Raw genomic sequence first — 17,975 nt, forward strand, 5'->3', positions numbered from 1 at the left:
CGCAAGCTAGCCAGTGGGCAGCGACCTGGCAGGTGGCAACTGGGTCCAGGGCTAGCCTGACCATCCACAGGTTGGCACCCATGACCAGCAGCGCCTCCTTCGATGCTCCGGCCGCTGCCATGGCCACCTCTTCTCCATCGCCATCGGTTCGTCAGGTGCTCCTGAGCGCCCCCTTCAGCGACCAGAAACCCGGCACGTCCGGCCTGCGCAAGAGCAGCCGACAGTTCGAGCAGCCCCACTACCTGGAGAGCTTCGTGGAGGCGATGTTCCAGGTGGTGCCCGGAGTGGCGGGGGGCACGCTGATCCTTGGCGGCGACGGCCGCTACGGCAATCGCCGCGCCATCGATGTGATCACGCGCATGGCCGCTGCCCATGGGGTGGCCCGACTGATCACCACCACCGGCGGGATCCTCTCCACCCCCGCCGCCTCGAACCTGATCCGCAAGCACCAGGCCATCGGCGGCATCATCCTTTCGGCCAGCCACAACCCCGGCGGCCCCGAGGGCGATTTCGGCGTCAAGGTGAATGGCGCCAATGGCGGGCCGGCCCCTGAATCGATCACCGATGCCATCTACAGCGCCACCACCCAGCTGGAGGGCTACCGGATCGTCGACGGCGAGACGCCCTCCCTGGAGGCGCCAGGGACCTACGCCCTGGGCGGGCTGAGCATCGAGGTGATCGACGGAGTCGACGACTACGTGTCTCTGCTGCAGGGCCTGTTCGATTTCGACGCGATCAGCCAGATGCTGCGGGGCGACTTCCCGATCGCCTTTGATGCCATGCATGCCGTCACCGGTCCCTACGCCAGCCGCCTGCTGGAGGGGCTGCTGGGGGCACCGGCCGGCACGGTGCGCAACGGCATCCCCCTGGAGGATTTCGGCGGGGGCCACCCCGACCCCAACCTCACCTATGCCCATGAGCTGGCCGAGCTGCTGATGGGCTCTGACGCCTACCGCTTCGGGGCCGCCTGCGACGGCGACGGCGACCGCAACATGATTCTGGGCCAGCGCTGCTTCGTGAACCCCAGCGACAGCCTGGCGGTGCTCACCGCCAATGCCGGCCTGGCTCCGGGCTACGTCGGCGGGCTCGCCGGAGTGGCCCGCTCCATGCCCACCAGCGCGGCTGTGGATGTGGTGGCCAAGGATCTGGACATTCCCTGTTTCGAAACGCCCACGGGCTGGAAGTTCTTCGGCAACCTGCTCGATGCCGGCCGCATCACTCTCTGTGGTGAGGAGAGCTTCGGCACCGGCAGCGACCACATCCGCGAGAAAGATGGTCTCTGGGCCGTGCTGTTCTGGCTGCAGATTCTGGCGGTGCGGCGCTGCTCGGTAGCCGAGGTGATGACCAGCCACTGGAGCCGCTACGGCCGCCACTACTACTCCCGCCACGACTACGAAGCCATCGCCAGCGACCGGGCCCATGGCCTCTACGACCGCCTGAAGGGGATGCTGCCCTCCCTGGTTGGGGCGAGCTTCGCCGGCCGCAGCATCACCACCGCCGACGACTTCAGCTACGTCGACCCGGTGGACGGCTCCCTCACCAGCGGCCAGGGTCTGCGCCTGCTGCTCGACGACGGCAGCAGGGTGGTGTTCCGCCTCTCCGGCACCGGCACCCAGGGGGCCACCCTGCGCCTCTACCTGGAGAGCTATGTGGGCACCGGCGGCAACCTGGATCAGGATCCCCAGCAGGCACTCGGGGATCTGATCACCGCCGCCGACCAACTGGCCGAAATCCGCAGCCGCACCGGCATGGAGCAGCCCACGGTGATCACCTGACAGCCTTGCTCTGGCCTTGGCCCTGGCCTGGCTCGCCGCGGCGGGTGAGGCGGTGGCGCCGGAGCGCAGCCAGCCAGCGAGATCAGAGCCAGCAGGGAGGAGGACGCCTGAACGGGGATGGGTTGCCGCAGGGGGCCAGTCACTAGTGCGATACAGGCTGGCTCATCAAAGCTGACCTCTCCACGTCTGCCAGCGAAGCGCTGGGAAGAAGACGTTCCGACAAGGAAGAAGATCAGGGGCGCTCCCGGCTGCGTCCGCCTCGCGACCACTTCTGGTGGTAGGCAGGATCGGGGTTGGAGACCTGCAGCTGGCGCACCGTCTCCAGGGTGAGGCCGGCAAAGGCCCCAAAGGCACAGAAGATTCCGAAGAAGAGGGCAAAGGTGCGCGGGCTCACCTCCACCGGCGTGTGGGTCACCACCGCATGCAGCATCACGGCCAGGGAGGCCCCCAGCCCAGCTCCGATCAGTCCGGCCAGCAGAATCCTGCTCCCCCGCAGCGGGGCCTGGGGGGCCATCAGGGGGAGGCTCCTTCGATCGCCACAGCCTCAGCTCCCTCCTCCGGCGGAGCGGAAGGGGGCGGCACCAACTGCTTCATCACCACGTAGAACACCGGCACCACCAGCAGCGAGAGGATCGTGGCCACCAGCAGGCCGCCGAACACCACCGTGCCGAGGGAGGCCTGGCTGCGGGCTCCGGCACCAACCGCCAGCACCAGGGGCAGGAAGCCGAACAGCGAGGAGATGGCCGTCATGATGATTGGCCGCAGGCGGGAGCGGGCCGCCTCCCGGGCCGCCTCCAGGGCGCTGGCGCCGGCGGCCATGCGCTGGTTGGCGAGATCGACGATCAGGATCCCGTTCTTGGCCGCCAGGCCGATCAGCATGACCAGGCCCACCTGGGCGTAGATGTTGAGCTCGTAGCCGCGGGCGCCCAGGAACGCCAGGGCTCCGAGCATGGCGGTGGGCACCGTCATCAGGATGATCAGCGGATCGCTGTAGCTCTCGTACTGGGCCGCCAGCACCAGGTAAACCACAAGAATCCCGAGGGCGAAGATCACCACCGCCAGGGCACCGGCGTTCACCTCCTCCCGGGCGATGCCGGTCCAGTCGTAGCCGATGCCAGGCACATCAAGGCTCTTGAACAGCCCCAGGATGCCCTTGATCGCCTGGCCCGAGCTGCGCCCCGGGCCCGCCGAGCCCTCCACCCGGATGGCGCGGAAGAGGTTGAAGCGGGGAATGATCGAGGGGCCGGTGACCGGCTCAACCGTGATCACCTCGGCCAGCGGCACCGACTCACCCTTGGCATTGGTGAGAAAGATGGCCTTCAGCCGCTGTGGGGTTGCACGGAAGGGTCCATCCGCCTGGACATACACCCGCCGCACCCTTCCCTCCTGGAAGGTGTCGTTGACGTAGGCGCCACCGAAATAGAAGCTGAACACCCGCATCGCCTGGCCGTAGTCGAGGCCGAGGGTGGCGAGCCGGTCACGGTCGACCGTGACGGCCAGCTGGGGTGACTCGGCACTGAACTGGGTGAACACGCGGCTGAACAGGGGCCGGCCATCCGGCCGTGCCTGGTTGGCCTCGCCAATCAGCTGGCCTGCCACCCCGGCGAACTGGGGCAGGTTGAGGGCGCCACCGCTCTGATCAAGCAGCTGGAACTCGAAGCCGCCCGAGGCTCCATAGCCGGGAATCGAGGGGGGCTCCACCACGAACACCCGGGCCCCATCGATCACCGAGAGCTTGCGGTTCAGCCGCTCCACGATCGCGTTCACCGACTGGTCCGCATCGCCGCGGTCATCCCAATTTTTGGTGCCGAAGAAAAACAGGCCGCGGTTGGGCGCATTGCCATCGAGGCTGGCGCCGCTGAAGATCGCCGCCGAACTGATGTCGCTCTCGCTGCGCAGGATCTCCGCCACCCGGGCATTGATGCGGCGGGTGTTCTGCTCCGAGGTGCCGTCGGGGGCCTGCACGAAGCCGATGGCATAACCCTGATCCTCCACCGGCACGAACCCCGACGGGATGGCATTGAACGCCACACCGGTGAGCACCACCCCCCCCAAGAGCAGGGCCATCACCAGCTTGCGACGGCCCAGGACCCAGGCCAGAGCACCGTTGTAGCGCTCTTCAAAGCCGCCATAGAAACGGTTGAACCCCCTGAAGATCGAGGGGGTGAACCAGCCCAGGGCCAGGCCCAACAGGCCGAACAGCAACATCGGCAGGGGCCTGGTGAGGCTTCCGCTCCTGAGCAGGCCATAGATGGCCCCGATCACCACACCGCCGATGGCATAGATCCGGCGGGTCGGCGGCGGACTCTCGCGGGCCAGCAGCAGGGCTGAAAGCATCGGCGAGAAGGTGAGGGCGTTGAAGGTGGAGATCGCCACCGAAAAGATGATCGTGGCGGCGAACTGCTTGTAGATCGTGCCGGTGGCACCCGGGAAGAACAGCACCGGCAGAAACACCGCAAACAGCACCAGGGAAGTGGCGATCACGGCACCGAACAGTTCGTTCATGGTGGCCGTGGCGGCCGCCACGGCCGAGAGCCCCTCCTTCTTTTTGGTTGAGGTGTCCTCGATCACGGTGATGGCGTCATCCACCACCAGGCCCGTGGCCAGCACCAGCCCGAACAGGGTGAGCTGGTTGAGGGAGAAACCGAAAGCCTTCACGAAGGCGAAGGTGCCCACCAGGGCCACGGGGATGGCGATACCGGGAACCAGGGTGGCCTTCCAGTCCTGCAGGAACAGAAAGAGGATGAGCACCACCAGCAGTACGGCGTCCCGCAAGGAACCCGTCACCCCCTCGATCGAAGCATTGATGAAGTCGGTGTTGTCATAGATGATCTCCTTGCGAATCCCCGGCGGCAGGGTGGCCACGAAGGTGTCGATCACCTCCTTGACCCCGTCAGACACCTCCAGGGCATTGCTGCCGCTGAGCTGATAAACCGCCAGGCCCACCGAAGGGACGCCACGCAGGTCGGTGGCCCCCACATCAAAACTTTCACCCCCCAGTTCCACCCGGCCCACGTCGCTCAGACGGATCAGCCCCCCATCCGGGGTGGTGCTCAGAATCAACCGCTCGAATTCCTGGCTGGTGCGCAACCTTCCCTGCAACTGCACCGTGAAGGTGAACAGCTGGCCATCGGGCGCGGGCGCCCCGCCCACCCGGCCGGCCGGCACCAGGCGGTTCTGGGAACTGAGGGCGGCCACCACGTCGGCGGAGGTGAGCTTGTTGGCGGCCAGCCGGTCGGGGTCAAGCCAGAGACGGATCGCCAGTTGCCGGTTGCCGAAATAGGCGATGTCTCCGACCCCCCGCACCCGGCGCAGCGCATCGGTGAGTCCCTGATCGAGCAGGCCGCTGATCGTCTCGATGCTGAAGGGGTTGGCCGGGTCTTCACTGACGAAGTTGGCCACCAGCAGGATCGAAGTGGAGGCCTGGTTGACCACCACCCCCGACTGACGCACTTCTTCGGGCAACTGGGGCTGGGCCAGGGCCACCCGGTTCTGCACGTTCACCTGGTTGATGTCACCGTCGGTGCCGCTGGCGAAGGAGACCGTGATGGCGCTGGTGCCGTCGGCGGAACTGTTAGAGCTGATGAACTCCATGTTCTGAACGCCGTTGATCTGCTGCTCCAGCACGGCGGTGACCCCCTGCTCGACGCTGAGGGCATCGGCGCCATTGTAGCGAGCCGTGACCCGCACGGTGGGCGGGGCGATGTCCGGCAGGTTCTCGACAGGCAGCAGCGGGATGGCGATCAGACCGGCGAACACGATCAGCAGGCTGCACACCACGGTGAGCACCGGCCGGGTGATGAAATTGTCAGAAGCGGACATCTGGCGATTCCCTAGTTCGCCGTCACGGGGGTGCCGTGACGCAGGGTGAGCAGATTGGTCGTGATCACCCGTTCACCGGGCGTCACACCGCGCAGGACCGCATAGCGGTTGTTCTGCAGGGGTCCGAGTTGCACCGGGCGCTGCAGGGCGAAGCTGCTGCCCGGTGGCAACTGACGCAACTGGTCCAGGGGGGCCTTGCCTGGGTTCTTCTCCAGATCCTGCAGGGTGCCGAGCGCAAACACGAAGCTCTGGCCAGCCGTCTGGGTGACGGCGGCGAAGGGCACCGACGGCAGATCGGCCGCGTCAAGCTGGACCCGGGTGCGCAGCCGCAGGCCGGTGCGCAGAGCACCGGTGGGATTGTCAAATTCGGCCTTCACCAGCAGGGACTGGTTGCCGGCATTCACGACCGGATCCACGGAGCTCACCACGCCACGGGCCAGCTCCCTTGGCGACTGGGGCTCCTGCAACGTCACCGGCAAACCGGGCCTCACCCGGGCGGTGAGCACGCCGGGAACGTCGATGCGGGCGGTGAGGCGATCGTTGCGCACCACTTTGGTGAAGGGATCCCCGGCACTGATCACATCGCCCACCTTGACCTGCAGATCACTGATCACCCCATCGCTGGGGGAGCGCAGGTCGCGGAAGGCCAGATCGGCTTCCCGAGCCCTCAGGGCCTCCCTCGACTGCACGAACTGGGCGCGGAACTGGTCGCGCTGCAGGGCGCTGGCGGCACCCTGGCGCACCAGGAATTCAAAACGCTTGTAGTTGAGCTCGTCCTTCTCCGCCTGGGCGCGCAGACTGGCCACATCGGCGCGCACCTGAATCTGATCAAGCACCATCAGCAGCTGCCCCTGACGCACCACATCGCCCTGACGAACCAGCAAACGCTCGATACGGCCACCAGCCTGCGCCGCCAGCTGCACCACGCTGAGGGCCTCAAGCGTGCTGATCGTGTCCACGTCGTCGCTGAACCGGGCCTGGGCGACGGGTTCGGTCCTGACCTGAACCTGCCTGGGGGGAGGCTTGGGAGGATCTCCGCAGCCGCTGAGGCCAGCCGCCAACAGACCAAATGCCGCCGGTATCACCAGACAGGAACGCTTCACGCAGGGTGACAAGACTCGACCGATTCTGCAGGCCCGTGCCACCCCCTGCAGTCTCTGAGAGTTGATCCCAGGATTGTCCCCAGCCCGCTACACCGCCCTTGAGTGATCTGTTCAGCCATCAGGGGGAGATCAACCGCCAGGCGCTTGCCCCCCTGGCGGACCGCCTGCGGCCACGCAACCTCGAGGAATTCGTTGGTCAGGAGGAGATCCTGGGCCCCGGGCGCCTGCTCCGGCGGGCCATCCGCGCCGATCGGGTGGGCAACCTGATCCTGCATGGCCCGCCGGGAGTGGGCAAGACCACCCTGGCGCGGATCATCGCCAGCAGCACCCGTGCCCATTTCACCAGCCTCAATGCGGTGCTGGCCGGGATCAAGGACCTGCGCGTGGAGGTGGAGACGGCTCGCCAGCGACTGGAGCGCCACGGCCTGCGCACCCTGCTGTTCATCGACGAAGTGCATCGCTTCAACACCGCCCAGCAGGACGCCCTGCTGCCCTGGGTGGAGAACGGCACCGTGACTCTGATCGGAGCCACCACAGAGAACCCCTACTTCGAAGTGAACAAGGCCCTGGTCAGCCGCTCGCGGCTGTTCCGCCTGCAGTCGCTTGAGCCCCGTGATCTGCGGGTGCTGCTGGAGCGGGCCCTCGCCGACGGGGAGCGCGGCTATGGCGGCCGGTCGGTGGAGCTGAGCCCCGAGGCCGCCGATCACCTGCTCGATGTGGCGGGAGGTGACGCCCGCAGCCTGCTCAACGCCCTGGAGCTGGCGGTGGAGAGCAGCGCCGCCGATGACACCGGGGTGGTCCGGATCGACCTGGAGATCGCCGAACAATCCATCCAGCAGCGGGCCGTGCTCTACGACAAGCAAGGGGATGCCCATTTCGACACGATCAGCGCCTTCATCAAGTCGCTGCGGGGATCCGACCCCGACGCCGCCCTGTTCTGGCTGGCGCGGATGGTGGAGGCCGGAGAGAACCCACGCTTCATCTTCCGGCGCATGCTGATCTCCGCCGGGGAAGACATCGGTCTGGCCGACCCCCAGGCGATCGTGGTGGTGGAAGCCTGCGCGGCGGCCTTCGAGCGGGTGGGCTTGCCGGAAGGGCTCTATCCCCTGGCCCAGGCAGCCCTCTACCTGGCTGGTGCCGAGAAGAGCAACAGCCTGCTGGGATTCTTTGACGCACTGAAGAGCGTGCGGGCCGCCAACCGCCAGGAGGTGCCCTCCCACCTGCGCGACGCCAACCGCGATGGGACGGCCTTCGGTGATGGGGTGGGCTACCGCTACCCCCATGCCTACGCCGAGCACTGGGTTGCCCAGACCTACCTCCCGGCCGCCCTGCAGGGGGAGGTGTTCTGGTTACCGGGTCAGCTTGGTTGGGAGGGAGGCCTGCAGAGCCGGCTGCAGCGGCGCCGTGCCGCCCAGCTCGCTGCCGCGGCCGAGAGCAGCGCCGACTCCGGCCCTCTGCTCAGCAGCGGCCCAGGCGACGCGGAGCTGGAGCGCTGGCTGCAACGCCAGGCCGCAGCGGAGGGCGAGCGGCTCGATCAGCTGCGCCAGCGCTTCTGGCAGGGAGCCGACTGGAAGCGGCAGGACCGAACCCTGATCCTGGGGGCTCGCTCCCTGCTCTGGGCCCTCGATCCCCTGGAGCGCGCTCCGGAGGGGGGCGTACTGATCAGCGTGGATACCGCAGCGGATCAACAACGCCTGCAGGCCCAGAGCCAGCTGCTCGACAGCTTGCGCAGCCCCCGGCTGCTGCTGCTGGAGCCCACAAGGCCCGATCATCTGAGCGAAGCGTTGGAATCCGGCGAGCGCTTCGAGTGGCTGGTGAGCCGCGCTCCCTTCCAGGGACTGGCGCCTGCGCTTTGGCACCAGTGGCTGGAGGAGCTGGATCGGCTGGCCAGCCCCAGGGCCCAGTGGCGCCTGCTGCTGAGTGGGCCATTGCTGGGTCCCGCCGGGGCACTCGCTGAGCTGCTGACCAGACCTGGAGGCTCAGGTGCTCCCCTGGCGGACACGACTCTGCCTGAACTGCTGCACCGAGTCAGCCTCGAAGAGGAGGCCTGGCTGACGCCAGCGCCAGGCTCAGCCGAGCTGACGGCAGCCCTGGAGGCGCTGCACTGGCAGGTGGAGCTCGAGAGCTGGCAGGAGTCGCTGACCCTGGAGCTGTGCGAGACCACCTGCCAGCGTTGGTTCGGTCCGGGTGCGGCCTACCGAAGCCGGCTTGAGACTGTGATCCACGCTGCGGAAATCACCAGGGTGGAAGCTGGGTTCCGTGGTCAGCTCAGAGCGTTGCTGCCCCAGCGGCTGCGCCACCAGCGCCTGGTCGCCCGCCGCTCGAAATCTCAGCCGACGGAGCCACCAGCCAAGGCCGGCCCATGAAAAAACCCCGGCAATGCCGGGGTTGAGATCAACAATTCCTGGCCGGAACCAGGAAGTGATGGTCACCAGAGGCCGCGGATGGGCTCGGGTGTGAAGGTCTGTGGTGGGGCGGTGCGCACCTGAGCCACGGGATCCATCAACTGATTGGCCTGGATGCAGGCAGGCAGGAAGACATACCAGGACAGCAGGGAGGTGCACTGGGCCTCGCCCTGGCACTTGCCTTCGGCACAGATGTTCTGCTTGCCGTCGTAGGTGCCGCAGGTGTCAGCCAGACGGAAGTCGGTGGGCAGGGCAGCCATGATGCCGGCCGAGGAGATGGAGCCATCGGCGGCGTCGGCAATGATCGCGCCACGCAGACCCTGAACGGCGTAGGTCGACATCGACCAGTAGGGGAAGTAGCTGCGGGTCTGGTTCTTGAGGAATTTGACGCCAGCATCGGAATACAGGAAGCGGGTCACACCCACCACATCGACGCTGTAGCTCTTGGCCAGACCGGTGCGGAGTTCGCTGGCCGTCCAGCCAGAGCGGGAAATTCCGCCGGCGAGACCGCGATCGACCACATCACCATCTTCGATGAACGTTTTGAACGCATCAAGGTTGGTGGACCACACGGCACCGCCGGTGTTCCAGCGCACAGGCAGGTCGTTGTCCACAGCGGCCGAAGCGGGCAGAGCTGTGACAGATAAAGCGGCTCCAGCAAGGAGACCAGCGGCAAGACGCTTCAGCACGGGATAGCGAAGACACATCTCCATTAACTTAGACAGCCGAGTTGCACTTGCCAACAACTTGCTGTGCCAATGAAGACAGACCTTCGGCTGGCCCACTCCTGCCTACCCCTCAGGGATGGGGCGAAGGCGCCTGAGGCTGCCGAGCGGGCGCCATCCCGGCGGGCAACCGAGACGGTCGGAAGTAAGAGGAAAGGCTCCCGGCTTGCCCTCTCCGCGGCAGGCCACCCCACGCGGCACGCTTTCGATGGCCTCCACCCGCGCCACATAGGTCTCCTTACCCGTTCGGGGCGTCAGTCTCAGCTGGGCGCTCTGGTCCTCCACCTTCAGATCAGCCTTCATGTCCTGGGGGACTTCGAGGCCCAGCACATCGAGATAGCCACTGAAGCCCCCCCAGAAGTAACGGGTGATCTGGGCTCCCACGAAGCGGTTCAACAGCAGGGCCGCCTGCTGACGTTGATCCAGCAGGGCCTCCTGGGCCTCGAGATTGGCCAACACAACAGATGCTGAAGTCCCCGGGCGGCTGGCCAGGGGCGGCTGCAGGGTCAGCTGGACCAGACCGGCGACGCCAATCAGGGCCAGCAGGGTGGAGACGCCGAGGCGAAGAGCGAGGGCCATCTGGCTTCGGGAGATCGTCCGACCCTACCGGCGACCTAAGTTCAACTCTCGAAATCGTCGACCCATGACGCTGCAGATCGGAGATCAGGCTCCCACCTTCACCCTTCCAGACCAGAGCGGCACACCCGTGTCGCTGGCCGACCTTCGTGGACAGCGGGTGGTTCTCTACTTCTATCCCAAGGACGACACACCGGGCTGCACCAAGGAAGCCTGTGGGTTTCGCGATCAATGGGCCAGCTTCGAGCAGCACGGCATCAAGGTGCTGGGCATCAGCAAGGACGCAGCCGGCAGCCACACCAAGTTCATCGCCAAGTACCAGCTTCCCTTCACCCTGCTCAGTGATCCCGAGCCCTGTGAGACGGCCGCGGCCTACGACAGCTATGGCCTCAAGAAGTTCATGGGACGCGAATTCATGGGGATGATGCGCCACACCTTCGTGGTCGACCCTGAAGGGAAGCTGGAGCGCATCTACTGGAAGGTCAAGGCGGAGGAAATGGCTCAACAGATCCTCTCGGATCTGGGTCTGAGCTGAGGGCCACCAGTGCCTTCATCGCCAGCTCCGGTGCCAGCTCGAAGGGAATCTGCTGCTGCCGCAGCAGCGCAGCGAGCCCCGGGGCGTCCCCCCCGGTGAGCCAGAGCGAGGTGGGCTCCAGCCGCTGCAAGTCGCGCCAGCCCTTGGCCACAGCCGCCGCCAATCCCAGCAGGCACCCCACCCGCATCGCCTGCTCCGTCTCGATCGGCCAGGGGTTCATCACCTCAACGAGAGGCTCCAACCCCTCAGGGCTCGGCACCAGCAGCGGCAGCAGCGCCGTCGTTCGCCCCAGAGAGCTGATCTGGGTGGTCAGTCCAGGCTGCAGCCGCCCTCCCGCGAAGTTGCCCGTCGCCCCGACCCGGGTGAGGCTGAGGGCCGTGCCCGCATCGGCCACCAGTACGGCCCCTCCCCCCCGCTGGTCCTGGCACCGCCAGGCCTGCCAGCCCACCAGAGCGCGGTCGATGCCTACCCAGGGAGGCAGCTGCTGCAGGGGCACCCGCTCGAGCGGCAGGCGCCGGCTCTCCAGTCGCTCGAGCCAACGGCTGCCTTCCTCCCCCTGAATGGGCAGCGGGCCTACGGCTGCCCAGGCCCGCAACCGGTTCCACGGCACAACGGCCGGATCAGGAGGGGGCAGGCCATGACTGAAGTGCAGTGCGGCCGTCCCAGCTTCGGCGGCGGTCTCGGCCAGGGCCTCAGCCCAGTGCCAACGGCTGTTGCCGATCAGCAACCAGAGATCACCGGCGCCCACGGCTCAGATGCCCTCTCCCATCACGCCCGGCAGATGAATGCCGCATTCCTGCTTCAGCCCTCCGAAGCGGCTGGAGCGGCCGTCACCATCGTCAGGGCGACTGGAATGCCAGTCGCCCACGCTGGAATAACCCTGCTCAAACAGCGGGTGCTGGGGCAAGGCATGGTTCTCCATATAATAGAAGACTTCGCGCGGACCCCAGGAGAGCAAGGGTCGAAGCGACCAGCGCCCACGCACCCCACCAAGCGGGGCCATGGCACCGCGGTGATCGGTCTGGCCACCGCGCACCCCACTGGCCCAGCATTGAACCCCCAGCTCCTGGAAGAGTCGATCAAGGGGTTCCACCTTGCGTAACCGGTGGTAGGTCTGCAGGTCCTCCACCCGAGCGGTTTCCCAGAGGCGGCCGTAGAGCGCCTCCATCCGGGCCGGCGAGAGATCAGCCTGAGCCACCTTCAGATTCAGGTTGAGGGCAGTGCAGAGCCTGTCGGCATAGAGATAGGTTTCGCTCGGCAGGTAGCCCGTATCCACCCAGAGCACGGGAATCCGCTCACTCAGGCGACTGGCCATGTGCAGCAGCACGGCCGACTGGATCCCGAAACTGGTGGTGAGCGCAAACCCTTCGCCGAAGGTTTCATACCCCCAGGCCAACTGCCCAGCAGCATCGAGGGGCTCCAGAAGGCGCCGGGCCGGTTCCGGCTCGATGGTCCGGCCCAGCCGATCCGTCGGCAACGGGGTCGTGGTGAGGCTGGTCATGGCACCCATCATCTCCTCCGGGGCAACATCGCTGGTTAGGGTTCAAACAACCCGAGACGGCAAGGCCTTTCGCCCATGGAAGAGCCCAGCAGGAGCCAGGCCAACCCTTCCCAACAGGCGCCTGGCTCCACCCTGCCGGTGCTGATTGCCGGTGGCGGCTTCGGCGGGCTCTACACCGCCCTGGCTCTGGCGTCCCACCGTCATCACCCACCGATCCTGCTGGTCGAGCCCCAGGAGCGGTTCCTGTTCCTGCCCTTGCTTTACGAACTCCTCTCCGAGGAATTGCGCGGCTGGGAAGTGGCCCCCCGCTACGACACCCTGCTGGCCAGCCGCGGAGTGGCCTGGCTGCGGGATGGGATCAGCCGGATTGATGCCAGCGCCAGCTGTGTGACCACCGAGCAAGGCCGAACACTGCCCTATTCCCGTCTGGTGATCGCCACCGGCAGCCGCGGCACCAGTTACGGCATACCCGGGGTGGAGGAGCTGGCCATCCCCTTCCGCAGCATGGCCGACGTGGAGCGCCTGCAGGATCTGGTGCAACATCTGCTCAGCCACCCCAGGCCCCTGCAGCGGCTGGCGCTGGTGGGGGCAGGACCAAGCGGGGTCGAGCTGGCCTGCAAGCTGGCCGATCTGCTCCGGGGCAGCACCGTGATCGAACTGATCGAGCAGGGCGCCGATCTGCTGCCCCAGGCCAGGGCCTTCAACCGAGAGCAAGCCCGATCGGCGCTGCTGCGCCGCGACATCCGCCTGCGCACCCACACCAGGGTGATGGCCCTGGAACCCGGCCGCCTGGAGCTGAGCCTCACGGCGGCAGAGGGGGGCAACAGCCGCGAAACCCTGCCGGTGGATGGCGTGATCTGGACCGCTGGGGTGACAGTGGCCCCGCCCCCGATCGCGCCCGCCGCCAATCTCGATGACCGGGGTCGCCTGCTGTGTGAACCCACCCTGGAGCTGCAGAACAACCCAGGCGTCTTTGCGATCGGGGATGTGGCCCACGTCGCTGATGTCGATGGAGCGCCCTTGGCGGCCACGGCCCAGGTGGCCTTCCAGCAGGCCGACTGCCTGGCGGAGAATCTGCTGCGCTCACTCGAAGGTGAGCCGTTGCAGCCGTTCCGCTGGAAGGATCTGGGCGAGATGATCAGCCTGGGCATCGGCGAGGCCAGCCTCACCGGCCTTGGCCTGACGCTGGCCGGACCTGCCGCCTACAGGATCCGTCAGCTCACCTACCTCTCGAGGCTGCCGGGCCTGCCGCATCAGCTCAGGGTGGCGGCCGGCTGGTTGAGCGATCTCGGCCGCCCCCTGATCGCATCTCGATGAGCCAACCCCCGATCAAGGCCGCCCCCGCCGCACTGCTGCTGGATGCGATGGGAACGCTGATCGGCCTGCGCCGCTCGGTGGGCCACACCTACGCGGATGTGGCCCGGCAGCACGGCGTCATCGTGGATCCGACAGCGATCGATCGGGCCTTGCCCGCCGTGTTGCGCCTGGCTTCCCCGCTGGCTTTTCCTGGCCTGGAGGGCTCGGAGCTGCTGGCGGCCGAGCGGCAATGGTGGGCCAGGCGGATCGAGGACACCTTTCGCGCAACCGGTGGCAACCTGGCCGAGTTTGAATTGCCCCCGCGGCTGTCTCTTGAGCTGTTCGATCGCTTCGCCGAATCGGATCTCTGGCAGGTGTATCCCGATGTGATCGGCCCCATGGGCCGCTGGCACCGGGCCGGGCTGCGCCTGGCGGTCGTGAGCAACTTCGACCAGCGCCTTCATGGTCTGCTCGAGGCCCTCGGTCTGGCGGATCTGCTGGAGCTGGTGGTGGTCTCGAGTGCAGCCGGTGCCGCCAAACCAAGTCCACAGCCGTTCCAGCTGGCCCTCGACAGCCTGGGGCTTGAGCCCGAGCAGGCCTGGCATGTGGGCGACAGCCCCGAGGATGTGGCCGGTGCTCGGGCGGCTGGAATCACCTGCCTGCGGATCCAGCGTCATTGAAACAGTCCGTCCTCGCCGGCCGCGTCACAGGGCTGCGGCCAGCCCAGAAACGGCGATTGGAGCGCCTCGCCCAGCGCCGCCACCCCGAGCAGGGGGGCGCCGACCTGCTGGGACTGCAGCGGCTGGCGGCCGAGGCCCGCGAGCTGGAGCTGCCCCTCAGCCTGGTGGTGGATGGCCGCGGCCTCTGCCGCTTGCTGTGGGTGGGTCCCCTGGAGCAATCGGGCCGGCTGATCGAGCGCCTGCCAGGCTCCGAGCGGCGTCAGGGCCAGGATCTACGGCTGCTCAGCTGCATCGGCCGGGGTCAGTCGCTGGATCCACTGGGCAGCGAAGCCCTGGTGGGCATGGATCTGCAACCCCTGTTCTGGTTGCGCTTCAGCGACCGTGCCCGCGCCGGTGGACGCTGGCCCGCTGCCGTTTACGGGCTCGGCCACGAGGAAGCCCAGCCCTGGAGCTGTCGGCTGGAAGGCGAGCTCCCCGACCTCTGTGATCCCGCCATCAACCCCGCCGAAACCAGCGACCTGGACGGGGCTGGGGCGATCAAGCAGACGCAGCAGGGGCCGGAGCGGGTGATGCTGCTGGCGCTGGTGAAAGGCGAGGAGAGCGAGAGCCAGCGCGACATCGCCGAGCTCGAAGGACTGGTGCGCAGCGCCGGTGGTCTGCCGGTGGGGGTGGTGCGTCAGAAGCGCCAGCAAGCTGCCCCCCAGACACTCTGGGGCGAAGGCAAGCTGAGGGAAGCGGCACTGGAGGCTCGCCGGCTGGAGGCCAGCCTGGTGGTGACTGACCGGGAGCTGACGCCGGTGCAGGCCCGCAACCTGGAGCGCCTGCTGGACCTGCCCGTCAGTGACCGCAGTGAGCTGATCCTCGACATTTTCGCCCAGCGGGCCGCCAGCAGCGCCGGGCGCCTGCAGGTGGAGCTGGCCCAGCTGCGCTATCGGCTGCCCCGGCTGAGCGGACGCGGCCTGAGCCTCTCGCGCCAGGGGGGCGGCATCGGCACCCGCGGACCGGGTGAGACCCAGCTGGAGAAGGACCGCCGCACCATTGCCCGCCGGATCGAGCGTCTTCAACGCGACGTGGAGCGGCTGGGGGAGCACCGTGCTCGCCTGCGCCAGGGTCGGGGTGGACTGCAGCGGCTGGCGCTTGTGGGGTACACCAATGCGGGCAAGAGCTCGCTGCTCAACGCCCTGACCCAGCCAGCGGCAGGGGAGGAAGTGCTGGCAGAGAACAAGCTGTTTGCCACCCTGGATCCCACCACCCGCCGGCTGGACCTGGCGGATGGGAGTGGAGCGGTGCGGCGCCTCCTGCTCACAGACACGGTGGGATTCATCCGCGAATTGCCGCCGCCCCTGGTGGAGGCTTTCCGCTCCACCCTGGAGGAAACCCTTGAGGCCGACGGGTTGCTGATTGTGGTGGATCTGGCCGATCCGGCCTGGCCCGTGCAGCTCAGGACCGTTCACACCATCCTCGATTCCCTCGGCAGCCAGGCCCCCCGCCGCCTGGTGGCCAACCAGATTGATCGCTGCCCTGCCGGCGCCCTGGAGCAGGCCCGATCTTTCGACGCTGATGTGGTGTTCATTTCCGCAACGGAAGGATTGGGATTGCAGCACTTGCGCGACGTGCTGCAAGATTGGCCGCAATCCACGTAGGGATTACGTCCATGGACGATCTGCTCCAGGCCGCCCTCCAGCCCCAGGCCCTGATCACCCTGGTCACGCTGGCTGGCTCGATCGTTCTGTTCATCACAGGTTGGTTGGCCCCTGAAGTCACCGGCCTGCTGGTGGCTGGTCTACTGATGGCCACCGGTGTGCTCAAGCCCTCCGAAGCCCTGGAGGGCTTTGGAAGTCCGGCTCTGATCACCGTGCTCGGCCTGTTCGCGCTCTCGGCGGGTCTGTTTCGCTCCGGTGGCCTCGATCGGCTGCGAGGGATGATCGGGTCCGACGCGGTGCGATCCCCGAAGCGGATGATCGTGCTGCTCACCACCCTGGTGGCGCCGGTCTCCGCCTTCGTGCCGAACACCCCGATCGTGGCCTCCTTGCTGCCCGTGGTCGAGGGCTGGTGCCACCGCCGCCGCATCTCGCCCTCGAAGGTGCTGCTGCCGTTGTCGTTCGCCACGGTTCTGGGCGGCACGCTGACGCTGATCGGCAGCTCGGTGAACCTGCTGGCCAGTGAAGTCAGCAGCAAGCTGGGTTACGGCGCCTTCGACCTGTTCAGCTTCACGCCGATCGGAATCGGGGTGTGGCTGGTGGGCAGCCTGGTGATGATCCTGCTCTCCGACCGCTTTCTGCCGGATCGCGGCAGCGACGACCGCGACCTGTCCCGCAGCTTCAAAAGCAGCGGATACCTCACCGAAGTGATGATCCCGGCCGGCTCCGAGCTGGTGGGCCAATCCCTGCACGGCACGCGCCTGCAACGGCGTTTCGACGTCGACGTGCTCGAACTCCACCGCGACGAAGAGCGCTTCACCCCACCTCTGGCCGATCGCATCCTGCAGAAGGGTGATCGCCTGGTGCTGCGTTGCACCCGTGACGACCTGCTCCGGCTGCAGCAGGACCACACCATCGTTCTTGCACCAGTCCCTGAATCAGGAGCCGCCGAAGTGGCTTCCCAGACGGTTGCCAACCTGCGGATGGTGGAGGTGCTGCTGCCGGCAGGCTCGACCCTGGCCGGGGCGAGCCTGCGGGATCTGCGCTTCCGCCAGCGCTACAACGTCACCGTTCTGGCCCTGCGCCGCGGCAATGCGGTGCTGCGCGAGCGGCTTGGCAGGACATCCCTCAGGGAGGGCGACGTGCTGCTGCTGCAAGGACCCCAGGACGCCATCCGCGGCCTCCAGGCCAACAATGACCTGGTGGTTCTCGAGCAGATCGAAGACGATCTGCCCACCGTGAGCCGCAAGGGAATCGCCATGGTCATCGCCGTTCTGGTGATACTGCTGCCCACCCTCAAGTTGCTACCGCTGGTGGCAGCGGTGCTGCTGGGCACGGTGGCGATGGTGGCCACCGGTTGCCTTCGCACCGGTGAACTACTGCGTTCGATCCGGCTGGATGTGATTCTTCTGCTCGGATCGCTCGGAAGTTTCAGCATCGCCCTGGAGAAAACCGGGCTGGCCGAAGCGATGGCCAGATCCTTGCTCAATGGCCTGCAGCATTGGCCGATTTACTGGGCCCTGGCCGCGGTGTTCCTCTTCACCACCCTGCTCACCGAGGTGATGAGCAATGCGGCCACGGTGGCGATGGTGATTCCGATCGCGGCGCAGGTTGCCGTCGGCCTCGGCATGCCACCGATGGCCTTCATCTTCACGGTGCTGTTCGGCGCCAGCCAGAGCTTCCTCAGCCCGGTGGGCTATCAGACCAACCTGATGGTGTTCGGACCGGGCCGCTATCGCTTCCTCGATGTGGCCCGCTACGGATTCCCCCTCACCGTGGTGATGACCCTTCTGGTCCCCTGGCTGGTCTGCAGACAGTTCGGGATCTAGGCCCTCCGGTGCCTAACCTGTACCAGGCTTGGAATGCGGCCGCGGCAGCGCGCCCCTTCCCGCACAATCCTTTCCCTCTCCCTCCCAA

Annotated in this window: 14 protein-coding genes; 7 read left to right on the plus strand and 7 right to left on the minus strand. The window is 67.0% G+C overall.

What is annotated here, in order from left to right:
• The first annotated feature begins 119 nt into the window (after positions 1–119).
• A complete protein-coding gene (locus CJZ82_RS13950; protein ID WP_094556406.1) occupies positions 120–1,775 on the plus strand; it encodes an alpha-D-glucose phosphate-specific phosphoglucomutase in 1,656 nt (551 codons plus the stop codon).
• Positions 1,776–2,007: 232 nt separating this feature from the next.
• On the opposite strand, the gene CJZ82_RS13955 is transcribed toward CJZ82_RS13950, so the two are convergent.
• The 3 genes from CJZ82_RS13955 to CJZ82_RS13965 are packed head-to-tail and all read right to left on the minus strand — an operon-like array spanning position 2,008 to position 6,700.
• A complete protein-coding gene (locus tag CJZ82_RS13955; RefSeq protein ID WP_094556373.1) occupies positions 2,008–2,289 on the minus strand; it encodes a hypothetical protein in 282 nt (93 codons plus the stop codon).
• Positions 2,289–5,597 (minus strand): efflux RND transporter permease subunit, encoded by a 3,309-nt coding sequence (locus CJZ82_RS13960; protein WP_094556374.1) that lies wholly within the window; start codon positions 5,595–5,597, stop codon positions 2,289–2,291. The genes CJZ82_RS13955 and CJZ82_RS13960 overlap by 1 nt, the downstream gene beginning before the upstream one ends.
• 11 nt (positions 5,598–5,608) lie before the next feature.
• A complete protein-coding gene (locus CJZ82_RS13965; protein WP_094556375.1) occupies positions 5,609–6,700 on the minus strand; it encodes an efflux RND transporter periplasmic adaptor subunit in 1,092 nt (363 codons plus the stop codon).
• Positions 6,701–6,798: 98 nt separating this feature from the next.
• Between CJZ82_RS13965 and CJZ82_RS13970 the strand changes: the two genes are divergently transcribed.
• Positions 6,799–9,066: an AAA family ATPase gene (locus CJZ82_RS13970; protein WP_094556376.1), complete on the plus strand. Its 2,268-nt coding sequence runs from the start codon at positions 6,799–6,801 to the stop codon at positions 9,064–9,066.
• Positions 9,067–9,128: 62 nt separating this feature from the next.
• On the opposite strand, the gene CJZ82_RS13975 is transcribed toward CJZ82_RS13970, so the two are convergent.
• Together CJZ82_RS13975 and CJZ82_RS13980 are read right to left on the minus strand one after the other, a co-directional pair.
• Positions 9,129–9,818, minus strand: a complete 690-nt coding sequence (locus tag CJZ82_RS13975) for a protein phosphatase (RefSeq protein ID WP_369820071.1) — start codon at positions 9,816–9,818, stop codon at positions 9,129–9,131.
• A 78-nt stretch (positions 9,819–9,896) separates the two neighbouring features.
• Complete coding sequence (locus CJZ82_RS13980) at positions 9,897–10,409, minus strand: hypothetical protein (protein ID WP_094556377.1); 513 nt, start codon at positions 10,407–10,409, stop codon at positions 9,897–9,899.
• A gap of 64 nt (positions 10,410–10,473) precedes the next feature.
• Between CJZ82_RS13980 and bcp the strand changes: the two genes are divergently transcribed.
• Entirely contained in the window at positions 10,474–10,941 is a 468-nt protein-coding gene (bcp, locus tag CJZ82_RS13985; protein WP_094556378.1) for a thioredoxin-dependent thiol peroxidase, read from the plus strand.
• Here the strand turns inward: bcp and CJZ82_RS13990 are convergent.
• Together CJZ82_RS13990 and CJZ82_RS13995 are read right to left on the minus strand one after the other, a co-directional pair.
• A complete protein-coding gene (locus CJZ82_RS13990; RefSeq protein ID WP_094556379.1) occupies positions 10,889–11,689 on the minus strand; it encodes a type III pantothenate kinase in 801 nt (266 codons plus the stop codon). The two genes, bcp and CJZ82_RS13990, sit on opposite strands and share 53 nt — an antisense overlap.
• A gap of 3 nt (positions 11,690–11,692) precedes the next feature.
• Positions 11,693–12,442: a phosphoadenylyl-sulfate reductase gene (locus CJZ82_RS13995; protein ID WP_233130258.1), complete on the minus strand. Its 750-nt coding sequence runs from the start codon at positions 12,440–12,442 to the stop codon at positions 11,693–11,695.
• Positions 12,443–12,517: 75 nt separating this feature from the next.
• Between CJZ82_RS13995 and CJZ82_RS14000 the strand changes: the two genes are divergently transcribed.
• Genes CJZ82_RS14000 through CJZ82_RS14015 form a run of 4 tightly spaced genes read left to right on the plus strand, consistent with a single transcriptional unit; the run spans position 12,518 to position 17,887 of the window.
• Entirely contained in the window at positions 12,518–13,759 is a 1,242-nt protein-coding gene (locus CJZ82_RS14000; RefSeq protein WP_094556381.1) for an NAD(P)/FAD-dependent oxidoreductase, read from the plus strand.
• A complete protein-coding gene (locus CJZ82_RS14005; protein ID WP_094556382.1) occupies positions 13,756–14,418 on the plus strand; it encodes an HAD-IA family hydrolase in 663 nt (220 codons plus the stop codon). Before CJZ82_RS14000 ends, CJZ82_RS14005 begins: the two co-directional genes overlap by 4 nt.
• Entirely contained in the window at positions 14,415–16,061 is a 1,647-nt protein-coding gene (gene hflX / locus CJZ82_RS14010; protein ID WP_094556383.1) for a GTPase HflX, read from the plus strand. The genes CJZ82_RS14005 and hflX overlap by 4 nt, the downstream gene beginning before the upstream one ends.
• An 11-nt stretch (positions 16,062–16,072) precedes the next feature.
• Complete coding sequence (locus CJZ82_RS14015; RefSeq protein ID WP_094556384.1) at positions 16,073–17,887, plus strand: SLC13 family permease; 1,815 nt, start codon at positions 16,073–16,075, stop codon at positions 17,885–17,887.
• Positions 17,888–17,975 lie beyond the last annotated feature (88 nt).

Source organism: Synechococcus sp. 1G10, from assembly GCF_002252625.1.
Classification (GTDB): domain Bacteria; phylum Cyanobacteriota; class Cyanobacteriia; order PCC-6307; family Cyanobiaceae; genus Regnicoccus_A.

Excerpts from the sequence above, each read along its gene's own strand:
- CJZ82_RS13955 (WP_094556373.1), bottom strand. The coding sequence starts at position 2,289 with ATGGCCCCCCAGGCCCCGCTGCGGGGGAGCAGGATTCTGCTGGCCGGA.
- CJZ82_RS13980 (WP_094556377.1), bottom strand. The coding sequence starts at position 10,409 with ATGGCCCTCGCTCTTCGCCTCGGCGTCTCCACCCTGCTGGCCCTGATT.
- CJZ82_RS14015 (WP_094556384.1), top strand. The coding sequence starts at position 16,073 with ATGGACGATCTGCTCCAGGCCGCCCTCCAGCCCCAGGCCCTGATCACC.
- CJZ82_RS13950 (WP_094556406.1), top strand. The coding sequence starts at position 120 with ATGGCCACCTCTTCTCCATCGCCATCGGTTCGTCAGGTGCTCCTGAGC.
- CJZ82_RS13975 (WP_369820071.1), bottom strand. The coding sequence starts at position 9,818 with ATGGAGATGTGTCTTCGCTATCCCGTGCTGAAGCGTCTTGCCGCTGGT.
- CJZ82_RS14005 (WP_094556382.1), top strand. The coding sequence starts at position 13,756 with ATGAGCCAACCCCCGATCAAGGCCGCCCCCGCCGCACTGCTGCTGGAT.
- bcp (WP_094556378.1), top strand. The coding sequence starts at position 10,474 with ATGACGCTGCAGATCGGAGATCAGGCTCCCACCTTCACCCTTCCAGAC.
- CJZ82_RS13995 (WP_233130258.1), bottom strand. The coding sequence starts at position 12,442 with ATGACCAGCCTCACCACGACCCCGTTGCCGACGGATCGGCTGGGCCGG.
- CJZ82_RS14000 (WP_094556381.1), top strand. The coding sequence starts at position 12,518 with ATGGAAGAGCCCAGCAGGAGCCAGGCCAACCCTTCCCAACAGGCGCCT.
- CJZ82_RS13960 (WP_094556374.1), bottom strand. The coding sequence starts at position 5,597 with ATGTCCGCTTCTGACAATTTCATCACCCGGCCGGTGCTCACCGTGGTG.